Source organism: Psychroflexus sediminis (genome assembly GCF_900099815.1).
GTDB classification, from domain to species: domain Bacteria; phylum Bacteroidota; class Bacteroidia; order Flavobacteriales; family Flavobacteriaceae; genus Psychroflexus; species Psychroflexus sediminis.
Genome location: NZ_FNCW01000002.1, coordinates 221,339 through 239,947 on the forward strand (window position 1 = coordinate 221,339; position 18,609 = coordinate 239,947).

General features: G+C 41.0%; 15 protein-coding genes. 5 read left to right on the plus strand and 10 right to left on the minus strand.

The genetic code is table 11. The annotated features are described in order from the left end of the window. Together BLP81_RS02475 and aspS are read right to left on the minus strand one after the other, a co-directional pair. Positions 1-1,788 carry a chloride channel protein gene (locus BLP81_RS02475; protein WP_093365274.1) on the minus strand — a complete coding sequence of 596 codons (1,788 nt, stop codon included), beginning with the start codon at positions 1,786-1,788 and terminating at the stop codon, positions 1-3. A 45-nt stretch (positions 1,789-1,833) separates the two neighbouring features. Then, positions 1,834-3,582 (minus strand): aspartate--tRNA ligase, encoded by a 1,749-nt coding sequence (aspS, locus tag BLP81_RS02480; RefSeq protein WP_093365277.1) that lies wholly within the window; start codon positions 3,580-3,582, stop codon positions 1,834-1,836. A 222-nt stretch (positions 3,583-3,804) separates the two neighbouring features. Here aspS and BLP81_RS02485 point away from each other — a divergent pair, with 222 nt between their 5' ends. Further along, the gene (locus BLP81_RS02485; protein WP_093365460.1) at positions 3,805-4,164 is read left to right on the plus strand and encodes a toxin-antitoxin system YwqK family antitoxin; all 360 of its coding nucleotides are present in this window, start codon (positions 3,805-3,807) and stop codon (positions 4,162-4,164) included. Positions 4,165-4,200: 36 nt separating this feature from the next. Here BLP81_RS02485 and BLP81_RS02490 read toward each other — a convergent pair whose 3' ends face one another. After that, positions 4,201-4,767, minus strand: coding sequence for a DNA-3-methyladenine glycosylase I (locus BLP81_RS02490; RefSeq protein ID WP_093365280.1), 567 nt, complete (start codon positions 4,765-4,767; stop codon positions 4,201-4,203). 46 nt (positions 4,768-4,813) lie between these two features. On the opposite strand from BLP81_RS02490, the gene BLP81_RS02495 reads away from it, so the two are divergent. Next, positions 4,814-5,434 carry a thioredoxin family protein gene (locus tag BLP81_RS02495; protein WP_093365283.1) on the plus strand — a complete coding sequence of 207 codons (621 nt, stop codon included), beginning with the start codon at positions 4,814-4,816 and terminating at the stop codon, positions 5,432-5,434. Here the strand turns inward: BLP81_RS02495 and truB are convergent. From truB to BLP81_RS02515, 4 genes are read right to left on the minus strand one after another with little or no spacing between them, the layout of a single operon-like run. Then, complete coding sequence (gene truB, locus BLP81_RS02500) at positions 5,431-6,129, minus strand: tRNA pseudouridine(55) synthase TruB (protein WP_093365286.1); 699 nt, start codon at positions 6,127-6,129, stop codon at positions 5,431-5,433. The genes BLP81_RS02495 and truB overlap by 4 nt on opposite strands. Further along, a complete protein-coding gene (locus tag BLP81_RS02505; protein ID WP_093365289.1) occupies positions 6,122-6,919 on the minus strand; it encodes an undecaprenyl-diphosphate phosphatase in 798 nt (265 codons plus the stop codon). The genes truB and BLP81_RS02505 overlap by 8 nt, the downstream gene beginning before the upstream one ends. After that, entirely contained in the window at positions 6,919-7,182 is a 264-nt protein-coding gene (locus BLP81_RS02510) for a DUF3098 domain-containing protein (protein ID WP_093365292.1), read from the minus strand. Before BLP81_RS02510 ends, BLP81_RS02505 begins: the two co-directional genes overlap by 1 nt. A 1-nt stretch (position 7,183) precedes the next feature. Then, positions 7,184-8,062 carry a cell division protein FtsX gene (locus BLP81_RS02515; RefSeq protein ID WP_093365295.1) on the minus strand — a complete coding sequence of 293 codons (879 nt, stop codon included), beginning with the start codon at positions 8,060-8,062 and terminating at the stop codon, positions 7,184-7,186. 247 nt (positions 8,063-8,309) lie between these two features. Here BLP81_RS02515 and BLP81_RS02520 point away from each other — a divergent pair, with 247 nt between their 5' ends. Next, entirely contained in the window at positions 8,310-8,876 is a 567-nt protein-coding gene (locus tag BLP81_RS02520) for a hypothetical protein (protein ID WP_093365298.1), read from the plus strand. 75 nt (positions 8,877-8,951) lie between these two features. Here the strand turns inward: BLP81_RS02520 and BLP81_RS02525 are convergent, their stop codons facing one another. After that, the gene (locus BLP81_RS02525) at positions 8,952-10,136 is read right to left on the minus strand and encodes a serine hydrolase domain-containing protein (protein WP_093365300.1); all 1,185 of its coding nucleotides are present in this window, start codon (positions 10,134-10,136) and stop codon (positions 8,952-8,954) included. Between the two features lie 317 nt (positions 10,137-10,453). On the opposite strand from BLP81_RS02525, the gene BLP81_RS02530 reads away from it, so the two are divergent. Beyond that, positions 10,454-13,546 carry a class I tRNA ligase family protein gene (locus tag BLP81_RS02530; protein ID WP_093365302.1) on the plus strand — a complete coding sequence of 1,031 codons (3,093 nt, stop codon included), beginning with the start codon at positions 10,454-10,456 and terminating at the stop codon, positions 13,544-13,546. A 39-nt stretch (positions 13,547-13,585) separates the two neighbouring features. Here BLP81_RS02530 and polA read toward each other — a convergent pair whose 3' ends face one another. After that, on the minus strand, positions 13,586-16,405 hold the full coding sequence (gene polA / locus BLP81_RS02535; RefSeq protein WP_093365305.1) for a DNA polymerase I: 2,820 nt from the start codon (positions 16,403-16,405) through the stop codon (positions 13,586-13,588). Between the two features lie 514 nt (positions 16,406-16,919). On the opposite strand from polA, the gene BLP81_RS02540 reads away from it, so the two are divergent. Beyond that, entirely contained in the window at positions 16,920-18,146 is a 1,227-nt protein-coding gene (locus BLP81_RS02540; protein ID WP_093365307.1) for a metallophosphoesterase, read from the plus strand. Positions 18,147-18,197: 51 nt separating this feature from the next. On the opposite strand, the gene BLP81_RS02545 is transcribed toward BLP81_RS02540, so the two are convergent. Continuing rightward, the gene (locus BLP81_RS02545; protein ID WP_093365310.1) at positions 18,198-18,596 is read right to left on the minus strand and encodes a VOC family protein; all 399 of its coding nucleotides are present in this window, start codon (positions 18,594-18,596) and stop codon (positions 18,198-18,200) included. Positions 18,597-18,609: the final 13 nt, after the last annotated feature.

The window sequence follows — 18,609 nt, forward strand, 5'->3', positions numbered from 1 at the left end:
TTAAACAGTGACTTCAATTAATTTTTGTCTGTAGGCCGTAAGTAACTTTGATTTCGAGATAAAACCAACGTACTTGCCTTCTCTTACGACTGGTAAATTCCAGGCATCGGTTTCTTGAAATTTTTTCATAATGTCCTTCATTTTACATTCGTTAAGTTCTATCACATCAGGTGCATTTTGCATTAAATCGATAACAGTCATTTCCTGGTAAAGACTTTTGTCGAACATGATGCTTCGTATGCCGTCCAGAAGAATAATACCTTTAAATAAGTTATTTTCATCTACGACAGGAAAGATATTTCGCTTCGATTTAATAACCCCTTCATTGATAATCTGTTCAAGATTCATGTCAATCGTAAGGACCTGGAAATTATCTTCAATCACTTGATGTATGTCCATCAAAGTTAGTACAGCCTGGTCTTTGTTGTGAGTAACCAAATCTCCGCGCTCAGCCAGTTCCATGGTATATACTGAGTTGGGCTGAAACTGGCTGGTAATGACGTAGGATATTGCTGCAGTAATCATTAAAGGTACAAAAAGACTATAACCGCTGGTAATTTCAGCAATAAGGAAAATAGCGGTAAGCGGGGCGTGCATAACTCCTGCCATTAGGCCTGCCATTCCCACCAGTGTATATTGATTTACCGATACGGGTAGCTTTGTGATGCCCAGGGCATTGATGACGAGTCCATAGCAATGTCCAATCATGCTGCCTATAAATAAAACGGGTGCAAAAATACCTCCAATTCCGCCCGCAGCTATCGTCACTGAGGTGGCAATCATTTTGAAAATGACAAGCAGTAATAAAAAGAGGATAACCATCCACGTTGTACTCCAGTCCTGAAGGAATTTATTTTTGGTGACCAGTTCGTGATTTCCAGCTAATAACTCGTTTACTGTAGAATAACCTTCACCGTAGATTTGAGGGACCAGAAATAAAATTCCACTCAAAATGATACCTCCAACAAGGATTTTATTGAATTTACTTTTGAAAGCTTTAAACTTTTTGAAGATGTAGATATACACCTTCGTAAACGTAATCGATGCGATAGCTGTAAAGATTCCCAGGGCGATATATAAGGGAACATCACTTATTTCAAAAGCTTCTCCAAGCTGCGTGTGAAGGATAATATCCGGCCCAAAGAAAAAGTAAGAGGTTAAAATAGAGGATACAGAAGCTACAAGTAATGGAATCATGGATGCTAAGGTCAGATCCAGACTAAAAATCTCAATCGCAAAGATGATTCCTGCAATAGGGGCTTGAAAAATAGAAGACATAGCACCTGCGGCGGCGCAGCCGATCAGTAGCGTTCTGGACGCTTGGGTAAGATTAAGAAATTTTGAAAAACTGGTGCTCAAAGCCGCACTGGAAACTACCGTAGGGGCCTCCAGACCTGCGGACCCTCCAAAGCCTAGGGTAATAGGAGCAGTGATGAGCGAGGCGTAATTTTGAAACCTTCTCATAAAGCCCTTTCTTCTGGAGATGGAATATAAGGTGGTAGTAATTCCCTGTCCGATCTCTTTTTTCAGAATAAATTTTGAAAACAAATAAACAAGAAGAAGCCCTATGAGGGGGAAAATAAAATAGAAAGCATTGTGGTAATTTGAAATATATCCCCCGCCCAGTAATGACTGAATTAAATAGGTAAGGTTTTTTAATAGAACCGCAACGAGCCCGGAAAGCAATCCTACACCAGCACTTATGAGAATGAGGAGCTGTTGTTTGGAAAAATTTTTTTCAAACCAAACAGGGACATTAGTTAATAAACTCCACGATCTTAACTTCATAATTTTTTAAACATAAATTGCTTTTCAGAAGTTTCGTCTTAGGTTTTAATGTCTTAATTTGAGATCGAGCTCCTTCAGCTGTTCCTCGTCGATAGGCGCCGGGGCATCTATCATGATATCCCTTCCGGAATTGTTTTTTGGAAAGGCTATAAAATCTCTTATGCTTTCTTGTCCTCCCAAAATGGCGACCAGCCTGTCCAGTCCAAAAGCGATTCCGCCATGTGGCGGAGCTCCAAAGGTAAAGGCTTTCATCAAAAACCCAAACTGGGCTTCGGCTTCTTCCTTTGTAAAGCCGAGATAATCAAACATCAAAGCTTGCGTCTTCTGGTCGTGAATTCTGATAGAACCTCCGCCAATTTCATTTCCATTCAAAACCAAATCATAAGCATTGGCCTTTACGGCACCCGGATCTTTGTCTAATAATTCAATTTGCCCTGCTTTAGGAGAGGTGAACGGATGGTGCATGGCATGGTAGCGCTGTGTCTCTTCATCCCATTCCAATAAAGGGAAATCTATAACCCAAAGTGGAGCAAATTCATGAGGTTTTCTCAATCCAAGGCGGTTTCCCAGTTCCATACGCAAGGCGCTTAACTGTCCGCGAGTTGTGTGGGCATCGCCAGATAAAATGCAAATTAAATCACCTGGGTGAGCATCGGTCTGTTCTGCCCAGGTTTTTAAATCGGCTTCGTCATAAAATTTATCCACAGATGATTTTAAACTTCCGTCTACATTGTACTTGACGTAAACCATGCCTTTGGCCCCAACCTGCGGACGCTTCACCCAGTCTATAAGTTTGTCTATTTCTTTCCTCGAATAAGATGCAGCCCCAGGAACAGCAATACCTACGATTAATTCAGCCTCATTAAACACCTTAAACTCCTTATGTTGTGCTGCTGCATTCAATTCGCCAAACTTCATCCCAAACCTGATGTCAGGCTTGTCATTCCCATAGGTTTTCATGGCCTCATCATAGGTCATGCGAGGAAATTCCTTCACATCAATACCATTGATTTCTTTGAGTAGATGCCTGGTGAGGCCTTCAAAGGTATTGAGAATATCTTCCTGTTCCACGAAAGTCATTTCGCAGTCTATCTGAGTAAATTCAGGCTGCCTGTCTGCTCTTAAATCTTCGTCTCTAAAGCACTTTACAATTTGAAAATACTTATCCAGGCCCCCAACCATAAGCAATTGCTTAAAGGTTTGTGGCGATTGTGGTAAAGCATAAAATTGTCCGGCGTTCATTCGACTTGGAACCACAAAATCTCTGGCGCCTTCGGGAGTTGATTTTATTAAATAAGGTGTTTCAACTTCCACAAAATCTTGTTGAGAAAGATAGTTTCTGACGGCCATTGAAACTTTACTTCGGAAAATCAGCTTGTTCTTTACCGGATTTCTCCTGATGTCTAAATAGCGGTATTTCATTCTCAAATCTTCTCCGCCATCGGTCTTATCTTCAATAGTAAACGGAGGAGTTTCCGACTCATTTAGAACGCTTAGTTTTTCTACCAGGACTTCAATGTCTCCTGTAGAAATGTTTTTATTTTTAGATTCCCTCTCTAACACCTGTCCTTCCACCTGAATCACAAATTCTCTTCCAAGTTCTCGGGCCTGCTCCATAATTTCTTTGGACGTTCGCTCAGAATCAAATACGAGCTGGGTGATGCCATACCTATCCCTCAAATCTACCCATATGATAAATCCTTTATCCCTTATTTTTTGAACCCAGCCAGATAAAGTCACCTTTTTATTCAAAGATGAGATGTTTAACTCGCTGTTATTGTGATCTCTATACATGTTAAATGATTTGTGTAACAATTTGCAAAAATAAGAAGTTAGCGGTCTTATTGATGTTATGCTCAAGAAATTTTTGAATAATATGTTCTCCGAAACTCAGGAATTTTCATCAAAGTAAAACCCCCTGTAGAAGGGGCTTGAGTGATGCTATGTAAATTTAATGTTAACTAAATGTTTTTTAAAAGTAAATTATGTGTATATTTGGGTCAAAATAAAAGAGATATGAAAGCATTTAGCACCCTTGTAATGGTATTTTTAATGAGTTTTACACTTTTTGCTCAAACTGAAAATGACCTGGTGAAGACAGAGAAAGTTGGAGATTTAGTAAAAGTGACGATATTTTACGAAACCGGTGAATTACACCAGGAAGGTTATATGATCAATAATAAGCTACACGGCGAGTGGAAATCTTTTGATAAAGAAGGAAATAAGCTTGCTAAAGCAACTTATGAAAAAGGCAATAAAGTAGGGAAATGGTTTTTCTGGAATGATGGAATTCTTTCAGAAGTAGACTATGATAACAACAAAATTCTGCAAGTCAGTACCTGGGATAAGTTGGATACTCAATTGGTGAGTAACTAAGACACATCTTAATTTAAAATACAAGCGCCTAAGCAATTAGGCGCTTTTTTTATGCTTAAAACAATAAGTTAGATGATCGTTTACTATACCTACCGCTTGCATAAAAGCATACACCGTGGTTGGCCCAAGGAATTTAAAGCCTCTCTTTTTCAGATCTTTTGAAATGCTTCGGCTCAATTCAGTTTGAGCCGGGACCTGTTCAAGACTGGAGAAGGAATTCGATACAGGAATACCATTCACAAACTTCCAGATGTATTTTGAAAACGAACCAAACTCCTTTTTAATCTTCAGAAAGGCATCAGCATTGCTGACAGTAGCTTCAATTTTACCTCGGTGTCTTATGATGTGTTCATTCTGAAGCAATTTTGAAATTTTATCATCAGAATAAGCGGCAATAACATGATAATCAAAGTCGTCAAAGGCTGTTCTGAAACCTTCTCTTTTTTTTAAAATTGTCAACCAGTTGAGCCCTGCCTGAAAACTTTCAAGAACCAGCATTTCAAAAAGCTTGCGGTCTGCATCAACTGGCTTTCCCCATTCTTCATCATGATATTTCACATAGATTTCAGACTTATTACACCAGTCACACCTTACTTTTGCCATTACAATAATTGAATTTAAATTCCATACATCAGTAAAAATACAGTTTATGTCTCAAGAGAACACTATTGAAATTATAAAAAAGCATTTGGATAAAACCTTTAGCTATTCAGAATACAAAAAACATATCGAAGAGCTATTAAAAGCGGGTAAATCTACGGGATTCACACAGAATGAGGCTTATTTGAATTATTCCAAGCTTGGTTTTAACCGAATGAAACGCTGGGAAAAGACCTCTGAATTAACACCAGATCAAATTACGACTATCAAAGCTGTGAATCAAAAACAAATCTGGCTGGTCATTACCGAAGGCTGGTGTGGCGATGCAGCACCTGTGCTCCCTATCATGAAAAAGATAACAGATTTGAATCCGCTTCTAGATTTCAGAATCATTCTGAGAGATGAAAATGAAGAATTGATGAATGAATTTTTAACCAATGGCGGGAAATCAATCCCAAAGTTGATTGCGTTTGATGCTGAAGAAGAGAAAGTACTATTCACCTGGGGCCCGCGGCCCAAAGAAGCGGCTGAGATGGTAGCGAAAGAAAAAGCGGAATTCGGAAAATTCAGAGATGAATTTAAAATCACACTTCAGAAATGGTATAACCAGGATAAGGGCAAAAACATTGCAGCAGATCTGGTAAATTGTTTAAAAGAGGAGTTGGTCTAGGCCTTGAGTAAGTTCTCAAAACCTTCAATGGAAAAGGCATCTTCAACCCGGTAATCCCCAATTTGAGTTCGTCTCAGTTCAGAAAGGTATGCGCCAGAATCCAAAGCTTTCCCAAAATCATAAGCCAGACTTCGAATGTAAGTTCCTTTGCTACACTGGACTTTGAACTTAAGCTGGGGTAAGTTGTTTTCAAGGATTTCAAAACTATCGATATGAACTTTCCGCAGAGGAATATCGACTTCTTCTCCCTTTCTTGCGAATTCGTACAGGCGTTTTCCTTCTTTTTTCAAGGCTGAAAATATAGGTGGGCGCTGCATAATCTCTCCCTGAAATTGAGTTAAGCTGCGATCGATTAACTCCTGCGTGATATGTGAAATGTCATATGTTTTATCAATTTCAGTTTCCATATCATAGGATGCTGTTGTGGCACCCAGGGTGAATTCACCGGTATACACTTTGGTTTGCCCCATCAGGGTTTCAATGGTTTTGGTCGCTTTTCCCGTACATAAAATCACCAGACCTGTCGCTAAAGGATCCAGAGTGCCCGCATGGCCTACTTTTATTTTCTTGAGCCCGAATTTTTGTTTGATAAGCCATCTTACTTTGTTTACGACCTGGAAAGAGGTCCAGTGCAAAGGCTTATCAAATAATAAGACTTGTCCTTCTTTTATATCTTCTAGACTCAGTTTATCCATTGACTTGAGTAAATATGATAGCACTTACACCTACTACAAAACAGTAAATTGAAAAATACCTGAGTTTGCTGCGTTTCACAATAGAGATCATCCAGGTACAGGCAAACAAACCAGAGACAAATGCCGCCAAAAAGCCTGCTCCGTAAATAAGTATGTCAGCATTTTCCAAGGTGATTTCACCTCCAGTGATGTCTTTTGCAATTTTTCCTAAGATAAGAGGGACCACCATCAAAAATGAAAATCGCGCCGCTTTGGCTTTGTCATTTCCAAGCAATACGGAAGTAGCTATAGTAGCACCACTTCTGGAAATCCCGGGCATTATGGCGATAGCCTGGGCCACGCCAATAACGAAAGAATTGGAGTAAGAAACCCGTTTTTGAGTGGCTTTTGCTCTGTCGGAAAGCCAGAGTAAAAGCGCAGTAACAATGAGCATAAAGCCGACCAGAAGTAGATTCCCTCCAAAAAGCAGTTCCATTTCAGATTCAAAATAATAACCGACAAAAGCAGCAGGGATCATAGATATAATGATCTTTAGTGAAAATTTGGTTTCTGCATTCCATCGAAAAGAAAACAAACCTCTGAGAATTTCAAGAATGTCTTTTCTAAAAATCACAACAGTACTCAAAGCAGTTGCAAAATGAAGAATAACAGTGAGTAATAAAGATTCTTTCGGCAAGCTGTCATCTCCTAAAATCGCTTTCCCCAATTCCAGATGTCCACTAGAGGATACGGGTAGAAATTCTGTCAAGCCCTGGATTATACCAAGGACACTCACCTCCCAAACATCCATTATTTAGAGGATTTGGGCTTTAATAGAATAGCATAAACTTCAATAGCAAAGCCAATCAAAACCAAAGTTGGAGCAAGACGAATTCGTCTCCAGCTAAAAATTTCAGGATTATATACATTGGGATCATCACTTCCGCCACCAGCCATGAGGATAAATCCTAGGGCAATTACAGCCAGACCTATGACCATAAACTTATAATTTTCCCTTTCGAAAATAAATTTATTTTTAGCCTTCTCCTCTTTTTTACGTTTACTTTCTCCCATATTAGTAATACAATTCGTCAGTTTTTAAATTTAAGAAGCGCTGAGTCGCAAAGAATGTGCTTAACCACGAAATGAGGATGCCAAGTACAAGAACACCCGCAAAAATTCCCGCCAACAGGATTTCATCACTTATAAGCTTTAGTTCGGGGAAACTCTTATCGAGATAATACAGCACTATAGCCATGCCTATCAAAGAAATAGTCGACCCTATGATGCCGAGTTTTACGCTTTTCAGAATAAATGGGCGTCTTATAAAGCGCTTGGTCGCCCCGACCATTTGCATGGTTTTTATCGTAAATCGCTTAGCGTAAACCGAAAGTCTAATCGAGCTATTGATCAGTAAGACAGCGATAAAAGTCAGCAATCCGCTTACCGCCAAAATCCAAAAACTCAGTCGTTTTATATTGTCGTTCAGAAGCGCAATCAAAGGTTTGTCGTAGATGATTTCATCTACAAACTCCTTTTCTCCAAGATCTCTTGAAATTTCAGCGATTTTCGTTTCAGACACATAATCGGCATTGAAATACACATCAACCGAATTTTGGAGGGGATTGTAACCCAGAAACTCCATAAAATCTTCACCGATTTCTTTGCTATAGGCTTTAGCTGCCTCTTCTTTGGATACAAATTCTATGGTTTTGGTGTATTCCGAGAGGGCCAGGGACTTCTGCAATTGGTCGATTTCCACTTCCTTGGCTGTGTCTTTAAAGTAGATGGATAAGGCGATTTGTTCCTTAAAATGGTCTGCCACTTTCTTGGTGTTTAGCACCAGTAAGGCCAGTAATCCAACCAGAAACAAAACCAAAGCAATGCTGATTACCACCGAAAAGTAGGAAGTAATCAATCGTCGTTTTTGGTATTTTTCAAAAGAAGAAGCCACGCCGTAAGTTTTGGTAAAAATATAAAACTATAGCATTATAACGTCACTTGCTCATATTAATTTCATGGGTGACTTCACCCCGGCATACACTTCAACTCTTCACTCCTTATAGCTTAGTGGATTTCAGGGTTTATACTTTTATCGGGTGCGCTGCTGTGGACTTAAATGAATTTCATTATTTCTAATATTAAGAGAGATTGAAACCTTATTTTATATATTTTAGCCGCAACTCATTACCTACTTAACTATGAAACCATTCATCACTCTTGCTTTATTGCTTTGCTTCACATTTACTTTTGCTCAAAACGATGAAAAGTCTTCAGCAATAGATGTAAATTCCCAAAATAATTACGAAAAAGTTCACGAGTTGAGATTAGGAGCCTTTAGGCTTTTAGCCGGAGGGTTTTTAGACCTTAGCTACGAGTATATCAATTCCACTGCTTCTGGCCTTGGGGTTTCGCTGATGCTAAATTTTGATGATGCAATCGAGACTGAAAAATTTGGGATTATTCCATATTATAGATTTTATTTTGGTGATAATCCAGAATTTAAAGGGCATGGATTTTTTGTAGAGGCATTTACGTATTTTTACACTGGAGATCAAGATGAATATTATTTCAGTCAACAAGCTAATGAAGTTTTTGAGGATGACTCTTTTTTTGATGTAGCTCCGGGATTGGCTGTAGGTTCCAAATGGATCAATTCCAGCGGATTTTTGTTTCAAATCAAATTAGGTATCGGCAGGAATTTATTGAGTAATAGTCCTGATGAGTTTGTTGCTACCGGAGATTTTTATGTGGGTTATAGATTTTAAATCTTAAGTATCAACCTGTGATTTTACAGACACATTTAAACTGAATTATGGGGAGTGATAATGTGATCTAGTGCATTACGAGCCTTTTTTATTTCTTGTAGGGAAGCGATCCTGATTCATCATTTTATAAGCTTCATCAATGTACAATGAAATATCCCTGGTATAAGCCCCAATACCGGCATCAGGAGATTTTTGATGTCCCAGGCGCACTATAATCACATCATCCTCGGGCTGTACGATGACGTATTGACCAAGATGTCCGCGCATCATAAAAAAATCTTTGTCGTTTTGGTTTTTAAGCCACCAGCCATATCCATATTGCGGGCTGGAAGAGAAACGGGGTTTTAAGGATTTTGCAACAAAAGCAGAGTCCAGGATTTGCTGTCCATTCCATTTTCCGTGGTCTTTATATAACTTTCCAAAACGCGCAAAATCTTTAGCATTGCTGGCTATACAGCAGTAGGCTTTCACCATATTTTCCTCAGCGCTATCCACCTGCCATAAGGCTGAATTCTGGCTTCCCAAAGGTTTCCAAAAACTTTCGCTTAAATAATTGTATATTTTTTTGCCAGTCGCCTTTTCAATAAGCATAGCCAGCATTTGGGTATCTCCACTGGCGTATTTGAAAGCCTGCCCCGGAGTGGTTTCCATCTCCAGGCCATTGATGACTTTACGTAAATCATCATCAAAATAAGCTCGCGTCGTAATGGATAATGGCGAATAGTAAGCTTCGTCCCAATTGGTGCCTGACGCCATACTCGATAAATCACCTACCGTCATTTTTGCGGCATCACCCTCGCAAAAGGCAGGTAAAAAATCGCAAACCGGTTGCTCTAAACTTTCGATGTGGCCTTCCATAATCGCTTTGCCCAGCAATCCGGACACATAGCTTTTGGCCATAGAAAAGGAATTCGATTTAGAGTTGGCATCATATTCATCATAATAGTTTTCAAACCAAATACTATCGTTTTTAATGATTACATAAGCTACGGTTCCCCAGTCTTTATTCGCTTTCTGCAATGTTTTAGTTTCAGCAACCGAATTATAGGCTTTGTGTTTTGGCCAGGCCTGGGGTGTTCCTTTCTCGATAAACTGGTTATCAAAGCGCTCGTAATCCTCTAAAAAGGCCGTGGTATGTCCCTGCATATAAATTGTGCGCACTGCTTTGATCAGGTAATCGGTGTCTGTGATATAGAGGGTGACTATGAGTAAGCCAAAAAGGATCAGTACTGCTTTCAGGAGGTTCTTTATAAATTTCATTAATCAAAGTTTAGGAAACTAAATATAGAAATTAAAAGCAGAACGAAGTATTTCTATAGTGAATTCAAATTCAAAATGATTCTGCGGCTTAACTAGCGTATTTCTTTTGTCTTAATCATGAATTCACAGATTCAAAAATTCGCAGACCAACACGAATAATGAAGAAAGAACATGAGAATACAGAATTTTGCTAAGACCTATTTCCTTTCTACATTTCTAACTGAGTACTTCTTACTTTGTACTTTTAATATTCTACTTTGTGCTAGGAGTTAAACCCATATATATTAGTTTTGCCATTTGCAAATAAGCATTTCATTATGGCATACGATTTTAAAAGAATAGAGCAGGATTGGCAAAAATATTGGGCAAAGCATCAGACTTTTAAGGCTAAACAGCCTCAGGACTTTTCAGGAGAGCCCAAACCTCCGTTTTACGTATTGGATATGTTCCCTTATCCATCGGGAGCCGGTCTGCATGTGGGTCATCCTCTGGGTTATATTGCCAGTGATATCTATGCTCGTTATAAAAGACATTCAGGTTATAATGTCCTGCATCCACAGGGCTACGATTCCTTTGGTTTACCGGCCGAGCAGTATGCGATCCAGACGGGTCAGCACCCTGCCAAAACTACCGAAGCCAATATCAAAAGGTATAGAGAGCAACTCGATAAAATCGGTTTCTCTTTCGACTGGAGCCGGGAAGTTCGCACCAGCGATCCCAAGTATTACAAATGGACACAATGGATTTTTATCCAGTTGTTTGAAAGCTGGTATGACGAAGCTGCTCAGAAGTCCAAACCGATTTCGGACCTGATTCAGATTTTTGAAAGTGAAGGAAATTCAGAAGTTCAAGCGGTTTGTGATGGCGATACACCAGAATTCTCTGCTGAAGACTGGAAGGCCTTTTCGGATGATGAAAAAGAACAGCACCTGCTTAACTATAGATTGACTTACCTCGCAGAAACCGAAGTAAACTGGTGTCCGGCTTTAGGAACCGTGCTGGCCAATGATGAAATCGTCAACGGTGTCTCCGAACGCGGAGGACATACCGTTGTGAGAAAGAAAATGAAGCAGTGGAGCATGCGTATTTCTGCCTTTGCTGAACGTCTGCTTTCAGGATTAGACGATTTGGACTGGAGCGAAAGTCTAAAAGAAACTCAGAAAAACTGGATTGGAAAATCAGTTGGAGCACAATTAAAATTCAAAATTCAAAATTCAAAATTTTTAATTGAGGCTTTCACCACGCGTCCCGACACGATTTTTGGAGTGTCCTTTATTACCTTAGCTCCGGAGCACGATTTGGTGAGTCAGATCACGACCCCGGAACAAAAAGAAGCAGTGGATACCTATGTAAAAGCTGCTGCCAGGCGAAGCGAACGCGAGCGTATGGCAGATGTTAAAAGCATAACGGGAGTATTTACAGGTGCTTTTGCTGAGCATCCTTTAACCCAGAAACCCATTCCGATCTGGATTGGCGATTATGTGCTGGCCAGCTACGGAACCGGCGCGGTGATGGCGGTCCCCTGTGGTGATCAGCGCGATCATGATTTTGCCAAACACTTCGGTATTCCCATCCCTAACGTATTTCAAGGCATAGATATTTCTGAAGAAGCCTATACCGATAAAACCAATACCACCAAAATCGCAAACTCCGATTTTCTCGATGGTTTGGGCGTTTTGGAAGCCATTCCTAAGGCGATTGAAGCCCTGGCCGATATTGGTGCAGGAGATAAAAAAATCAACTACAGATTACGGGATGCTGTGTTCTCAAGACAGCGTTACTGGGGAGAACCATTTCCGGTGTATTACGTCAACGACCTGCCTAAAATGATAGCTGAAAAACACCTGCCTTTGAAACTTCCGGAAGTGGAGAAGTACCTGCCCACGGAAGACGGTGCGCCACCTTTGGGGAGAGCTACCGAATGGGCCTGGGACACAGAAACTAATCAGGTGGTTTCTAATGATAAAATCGATCACAAGAGCGTTTTTCCTCTCGAATTGAATACCATGCCCGGCTGGGCCGGGAGTTCCTGGTACCTGTTCCGCTATATGGAAGAGCAGAACAACCGCGACCAGCATATCGCCTCCGATGAAGCTTTGAACTACTGGAAAAACGTTGACCTATACATTGGAGGAAGCGAACATGCTACCGGTCATTTGTTATATTCCCGGTTCTGGACCAAATTCCTGAACGACAGAGGGGTTCTGCCGGTAGACGAACCTTTTAAAAAGCTGATTAACCAGGGGATGATTCTGGGGGAAAGCGCTTTTGTTTATAGGTATAAGGCATCAGGTGGAGAAGGTAGAATTGGAGAGAATATATATATCACCTATGACTTTGTTAAGTCAATAAAAGAAGAACTTTCAAAATTTGAAAATATCTTTATAAGAGAAAATGGAATTTTTGATAAAAATAATAATATCATAGATTCTGAAATTATAATTAAATATACTCCAATTCTAAAGAAGATTTTTTCTTTAGGACAAAGTAATATGCTTATTATGGAAAGGTCTTTTGATCCTATTCATGTTGATGTTTCTGTAGTCAACACCTCGAATCAACTTGATATTGAAGGTTTAAAGAAAATAAAACCCGAATTTAGCGAAGCTAAATTCATCTTAAGCAACGGAGAACTTTACGATGCCAACTCCTCCCCTTTGGGGAGGTCGGGAGGGGATTTTACGGTTTCTCGCGAAGTCGAAAAAATGTCGAAATCTAAATTTAACGTGGTCAATCCGGACGATGTTTGTGAAGAATATGGCGCCGACAGCTTACGTCTTTACGAAATGTTTCTTGGTCCCATAGAACAGGCGAAGCCCTGGAATACCGCCGGACTTTCTGGAGTTCATAACTTTCTGAAAAAGCTCTGGAAGTTGTATTCCCAAGCCTCCCCCGACCCCTCCCAAGGAGGGGAGTCTGACTTTCAGATTTCAGATGAACCTGGAAGTAAAGAATCCTTGAAAACGCTGCACAAAACCATCAAAAAAGTCACCCAGGATATCGAAGACTTTAGTTTCAATACGTCGGTGTCTACTTTTATGATCTGCGTGAACGAATTGACTCAGCAGAAGTGCAATTCAAGAGAAATTCTTGAGCCGCTCGCCATTTTAATTTCACCTTATGCGCCACATATCGCTGAGGAATTGTGGGAAGGTCTGGGTCATTCAGAAGGTATTTCAGAAGTAGCTTACCCTAAGTTTGAAGAAAAATACCTCAAGGAAGATTCCAAAACCTATCCGATTTCCTTCAACGGAAAGATGCGCTTTACCATGGATTTATCGCTGGACCTCAGCAAAGATGAAATCGAAGAAATAGTCATGGCCGATGAACGCACTCAAAAACAACTGGAAGGCAAAACCCCTAAAAAGGTGATTATTGTGCCCGGTAAGATTGTGAATATTGTGGGTTAAATATCATAGCCCACGATTTAAATCGTGGGCTATGATATTTTAATGCGCCTCCAGCCAGTTTTGCCCGGTACCCATATCCACATCTAATGGGACATCGAGTTTAAAGGCGTTCTCCATTTTGTCTTTGACCAGAGCCTTGAGTTCTTCGAGTTCATCTTTATGGGCGTCGAAGATCAGTTCATCATGCACCTGGAGGAGCATTTTCGATTTGAAGTTGTTTTCCTCCAGGGCTTCATAAATATGGATCATGGCTACTTTGATGATATCGGCAGCGCTCCCCTGAATCGGTGCATTCACGGCATTTCGCTCTGCCGCGCTGCGAACCACATTGTTTCTGGCATTGATGTCTTTCAGATAGCGTCTTCTGCCCATCACTGTTTTGACGTAGCCGTTTTCCTTGGCAAATTCGATCTGCTCATTGATATAATCTCTGAGTTTCGGATAGGTCTTGTAGTAAGTTTCAATCAGTTCCTTAGATTCCGTTCGGTTTAAATCGGTTTGATTGCTTAAGCCGAAAGCGGAAACCCCATAGATGATTCCGAAATTCACTGTTTTAGCATTGCTACGCTGTGCTCTGGTCACGTCTTCAATGTCGACCCCAAAGACTTTAGCAGCTGTGGAAGCGTGGATATCTTCCCCGTTCTTAAAGGCTTCCATCATGTTTTCTTCCTGACTCAAAGCGGCGATGATCCTCAATTCGATCTGAGAATAATCGGCAGCGAGTAAGACGTGATTTTCATCTCTCGGCACAAAGGCTTTTCTCACTTCACGTCCGCGTTCTGTCCGGATAGGAATGTTCTGTAAGTTGGGGTTGTTGGAGCTCAATCGCCCTGTAGCGGCAACGGTTTGCATAAATTCGGTATGTACGCGTTTGGTTTTGGGATGAATCTGCTTGGGCAGCGCATCCACATAGGTGCTTTTTAGCTTGGAAAGCTGCCTCCACTCTAAAACCTCTCTCACGATTTTGTGCTCTTTAGTAAATTGAGATAAAACATCTTCTGCAGTAGAATACTGACCGGATTTGGTTTTCTTTGGTTTTTTTGCAATTTCCAGTTTAGCGAAAAGAATTTCTCCTAGCTGCTTGGGAGAACCGATATTGAATTCTTCCTGTGCTGCTTCATAAACCGACTGTTCTAAGCGCTTGATATCTTCATTGAGCTTTTCTGAAATATTTTCCAATGCTGACTTATCGAGGTTTATACCTTCAATTTCCATAGCCGCTAGAACCCTTAGTAAAGGGATCTCAATGTCTTTGAACAGGGGTTCGTTGGAAGCTTCTTTCAGTTCCTTTTCAAAAAAGGTCTTGAGCTGGAAGGTGATATCGGCATCTTCTACAGCGTACTGCGTCTGGTCTTCCAGGTCTACCATACGCATGGACTTTTGATTTTTCCCCTTGCCAATCAGCTCTGAAATGGGCTGTGGTGAATAGTTGAGATAGGTCTCCGCCAGGACACTCATATTATGACGCATGTCCGGGTTGATGATGTAATGTGCCAGCATGGTATCAAATAAAGGCCCTTTAACTTTTAAGTTGTAGTTGGCGAGAACCTTAATGTCATACTTCAGATTCTGTCCGATTTTCTCGATTTCTTTGGATTCAAAAAAGGGTCTCAGGACCTCAATGAGTTCCTGGGCTTCATCCCGGTCTTCCGGAAAGACGACATAATAGCCTTTATGGGCTTCCCAGGAAAACGCAATCCCCACTAATTCGGCATCCAGAGTTTTGAGGCTCGTGGTTTCCGTATCAAAACATACCGATGTTTGCTTCATGAGCCTGTCCATAAACAGTTTTACAGACATCTTTCCTTTGACGTACTGGTAGTGGTGGTCTGTATTCTCTAAAGTTTTGTAGCCGTCAAAATCAGCCGGATCGACGTTGGCAGCGTCGGTGTCATTGCCGAAAAGTGAAAACTGTCCGGCTCCTGCAGTTGGTGATGCTTTTTTTGAAGAGGTTTCTTCAGAGGCAGCTTCACCTGTGTTATACATTTTGACAAACTGCTCCGTCAATCTTCGAAATTCTAAATCTTTAAAAATCTCCAGGACCTTTTCCACCTGAGGTGGAGAGACTTCATATTTGGCTTCATCGAAGGTGACCTCACAATCGGTAAAGATGGTAGCCAGCTTTTTGGACAGCAGTCCGAGCTCGGCGTTGGCTTCGACTTTCTCTTTCATTTTGCCTTTCAGCTGGTCGGTGTTTTCCAATAGAGCTTCCATGGAGCCAAACTGCTGGAGGAACTTTTTGGCTGTTTTTTCTCCAACACCCGGCAATCCCGGGATATTATCGGAAGCATCGCCCATCATCCCCAGAAAGTCGATGACCTGCTCGGGGCGTTCAACACCAAACTTCTTCTGAACTTCAGGAATGCCCCATTTTTCAACGCCATTGCCCATCCTGGCCGGGCGCTGCATGTAGATGTTTTTGGTGACCAGTTGAGCAAAATCCTTGTCTGGCGTCACCATATGGACTTCGTAACCTTCGGCTTCGGCCTGCTTGGCCAGAGTGCCTATAATGTCATCGGCTTCCATGCCTGAGATTTCTACAACCGGGATTTCCATGGCGTGAAGGATGTCCTGAATGATGGGGATGGATTCTTTGATGACCTTTGGGGTTTCATCGCGATTGGCTTTATAGGCTTCGTACATTTCCTTGCGCTCCTTGCTTCCGTCTTTATCGAAACACACGGCCAGATGGTCCGGGTTTTCCCGTTTGATCACATCAAAAAGGGAATTCATAAAGCCCATGATGGCTGAGGTATCCTGTCCTTTGGAATTGATTCTGGGATTCTTGATGAGGGCGTAATAGCCACGGAAAATCATTGCGTATGCATCTACAAGAAAAAGTCGTTTTTTGGAAGCCATAGGTCAATATTTGTTGAATGTAAATTTAGTTGAAATTATGGCTTAGCCAAAATTGAACATGGTGTTTGTTTGGATTAAATATGGATTTTACCACGGAGTCGTGAACTACAAAAAGAAAGCTTTTGTGTCCTCTGTGTTTTTGTGGTGAGTTTAAAGCTGCTTTAGTTTTATGTATAATGGATTTTAATCAGCTCTATTTACCACGGAGTGCACAGAGATTTTCTTCTTTGTGTCCTTTGTGACTTTGTGGTGCATAATAAAACGCTTTAGTGAATTCGATAATTTAAAAATTTCGAATTCACTTCTCGATATATCCGACTAGGGCGGACACTTGAGGTGATCATCGACTACTTCAGTGGAACACGGAGGCAGACATCAGGCTGAGTTTTAGAGAAAAGTTTAGTGTTCTGCTGCACATGTCATCCAGCAGGATCAGAATCAGGATAAATACTTCTAAAACTTTATATAAAGCGGTTTGTCGCTAATTTTCGAGGTCTATATTTGCAGAAAAAAAATGCGGTGGATCATCTCAATAGCCATTTTACTGGCTTTGGAAGTATATGCGTTTCAGGCGTTTAGGACGCTGTTTAAATTCTGGTGGAGCTTATCGGCCTATGTGGCCATCACGGTTGTCGTCGTTGGCCTGTTGATATATTCGTTTTATCAGCCTACTACGCATGGGTCTTTGACCGGTTTTCGGGCCTATATGATCGGTATTTTTCTAAGCCTTTCAGCATTAAAGCTCAGTGTTGTCGTGGTGATGTTTGGTGAAGATATCCTGAGGGTTTTTATTTTTATCTACAATAAACTTTTTACGTCTTCGGCTGAAAATTTTCCTTCACGCCGCAAATTCATAAGTACACTTGCGTTGGGGCTTGGCGCCATTCCATTCCTGTCGCTGCTCTATGGTATGTATAAAGGGAAATATAATTTTAAAGTTCTGTCTTACGAGCTGGAATTTGACAATTTGCCCGAGGAATTTGACGGGTATACGCTAACGCAGATCAGCGATATACATAGCGGGAGTTTTGATAATGAAGAGGAGATTAACTATGCGGTAGATCTGGTGAATGAACAGGAGTCGGATGTGGTTTTATTCACCGGAGACCTGGTGAATAATCTGGCTGAAGAAATGAAGCCCTGGATTCCCGTTTTTTCTCGATTGAAAGCGAAAGACGGCGTTTACTCCATACTTGGGAATCACGATTATGGGGATTATTATCAGTTTGCAAGCGAGGACAAAAAGCAGGAAAATTTTAAGGATTTAGTGAAGGTGCATTCTGATTTAGGCTGGGATTTGCTTAGAAATGAGCGCAAAGAAATAAAAAGAGGAGAGCATAAACTGCACGTGATAGGGGTTGAAAACTGGGGCAAAGGCGGTTTTAAAAAAGCGGGTGATTTTGAAAAAGCCGCGAAAGGTGTAGATCCTAAAGATTTTAAAATCCTGATGAGTCACGATCCCTCGCACTGGGATGAGGTGATTAAAAATCACGAGAAGGATGTGCAACTGACCTTGAGCGGACATACGCATGGAATGCAGTTTGGGATTGAAATTCCAGGCTGGTTCAAGTGGAGTCCTGTACAGTATCGCTATGAACAGTGGGCCGGGCTTTATGAAAATGCGAAACGTTTTATTAATGTGAATCGCGGGTTTGGTTACCTGGCCTATCCGGGTCGGGTGGGAATCTGGCCGGAGGTCACCGTGATTAAACTGAAACGCAGACCTGTTTCTGAAGCCTAAAAAAAACGCAGCTCCTGAGGCTGCGTTCTTGTTTTTTAAAGTCCTTCGGGCTTATTTCGCATTAATCATCCAGTTGACACCGTATTTGTCGGTCAGTCTTCCATAATGTGCGCCCCAGCTGGTTTTCTGGTAGGTTGCCAGAAGCTTTCCCTCTTTGACTAAGGCGTCAAAAATTTCCTGACCCTTGTCTTTATCATCTAGGTCTATACTCATCTGGATTTTAGTGCCTTTTGTTACTGTTGCGTCTGGAGCAGTGTCATTTCCCATCATGTGAAAACCATCTCCTACCAGTTCGGCATGTTGCAGCTTGTCTCTGTAATGCTCAGGGACGTTAAGGATTTCATCCTGATAGGTTTGTCGGTTAATGATTCTGCCCCCAAAAATGGACTGATAAAAATTGAATGCTTCTTTACAATTTCCTTCAAAAGATAAGTAAGCCTGAATGTTCATGATTCTTAATTTC

Excerpts from the sequence above, each read along its gene's own strand:
- BLP81_RS02475 (WP_093365274.1), bottom strand. The coding sequence starts at position 1,788 with ATGAAGTTAAGATCGTGGAGTTTATTAACTAATGTCCCTGTTTGGTTT.
- aspS (WP_093365277.1), bottom strand. The coding sequence starts at position 3,582 with ATGTATAGAGATCACAATAACAGCGAGTTAAACATCTCATCTTTGAAT.
- BLP81_RS02485 (WP_093365460.1), top strand. The coding sequence starts at position 3,805 with ATGAAAGCATTTAGCACCCTTGTAATGGTATTTTTAATGAGTTTTACA.
- BLP81_RS02490 (WP_093365280.1), bottom strand. The coding sequence starts at position 4,767 with ATGGCAAAAGTAAGGTGTGACTGGTGTAATAAGTCTGAAATCTATGTG.
- BLP81_RS02495 (WP_093365283.1), top strand. The coding sequence starts at position 4,814 with ATGTCTCAAGAGAACACTATTGAAATTATAAAAAAGCATTTGGATAAA.
- truB (WP_093365286.1), bottom strand. The coding sequence starts at position 6,129 with ATGGATAAACTGAGTCTAGAAGATATAAAAGAAGGACAAGTCTTATTA.
- BLP81_RS02505 (WP_093365289.1), bottom strand. The coding sequence starts at position 6,919 with ATGGATGTTTGGGAGGTGAGTGTCCTTGGTATAATCCAGGGCTTGACA.
- BLP81_RS02510 (WP_093365292.1), bottom strand. The coding sequence starts at position 7,182 with ATGGGAGAAAGTAAACGTAAAAAAGAGGAGAAGGCTAAAAATAAATTT.
- BLP81_RS02520 (WP_093365298.1), top strand. The coding sequence starts at position 8,310 with ATGAAACCATTCATCACTCTTGCTTTATTGCTTTGCTTCACATTTACT.
- BLP81_RS02525 (WP_093365300.1), bottom strand. The coding sequence starts at position 10,136 with ATGAAATTTATAAAGAACCTCCTGAAAGCAGTACTGATCCTTTTTGGC.
- BLP81_RS02530 (WP_093365302.1), top strand. The coding sequence starts at position 10,454 with ATGGCATACGATTTTAAAAGAATAGAGCAGGATTGGCAAAAATATTGG.
- polA (WP_093365305.1), bottom strand. The coding sequence starts at position 16,405 with ATGGCTTCCAAAAAACGACTTTTTCTTGTAGATGCATACGCAATGATT.
- BLP81_RS02540 (WP_093365307.1), top strand. The coding sequence starts at position 16,920 with ATGCGGTGGATCATCTCAATAGCCATTTTACTGGCTTTGGAAGTATAT.
- BLP81_RS02545 (WP_093365310.1), bottom strand. The coding sequence starts at position 18,596 with ATGAACATTCAGGCTTACTTATCTTTTGAAGGAAATTGTAAAGAAGCA.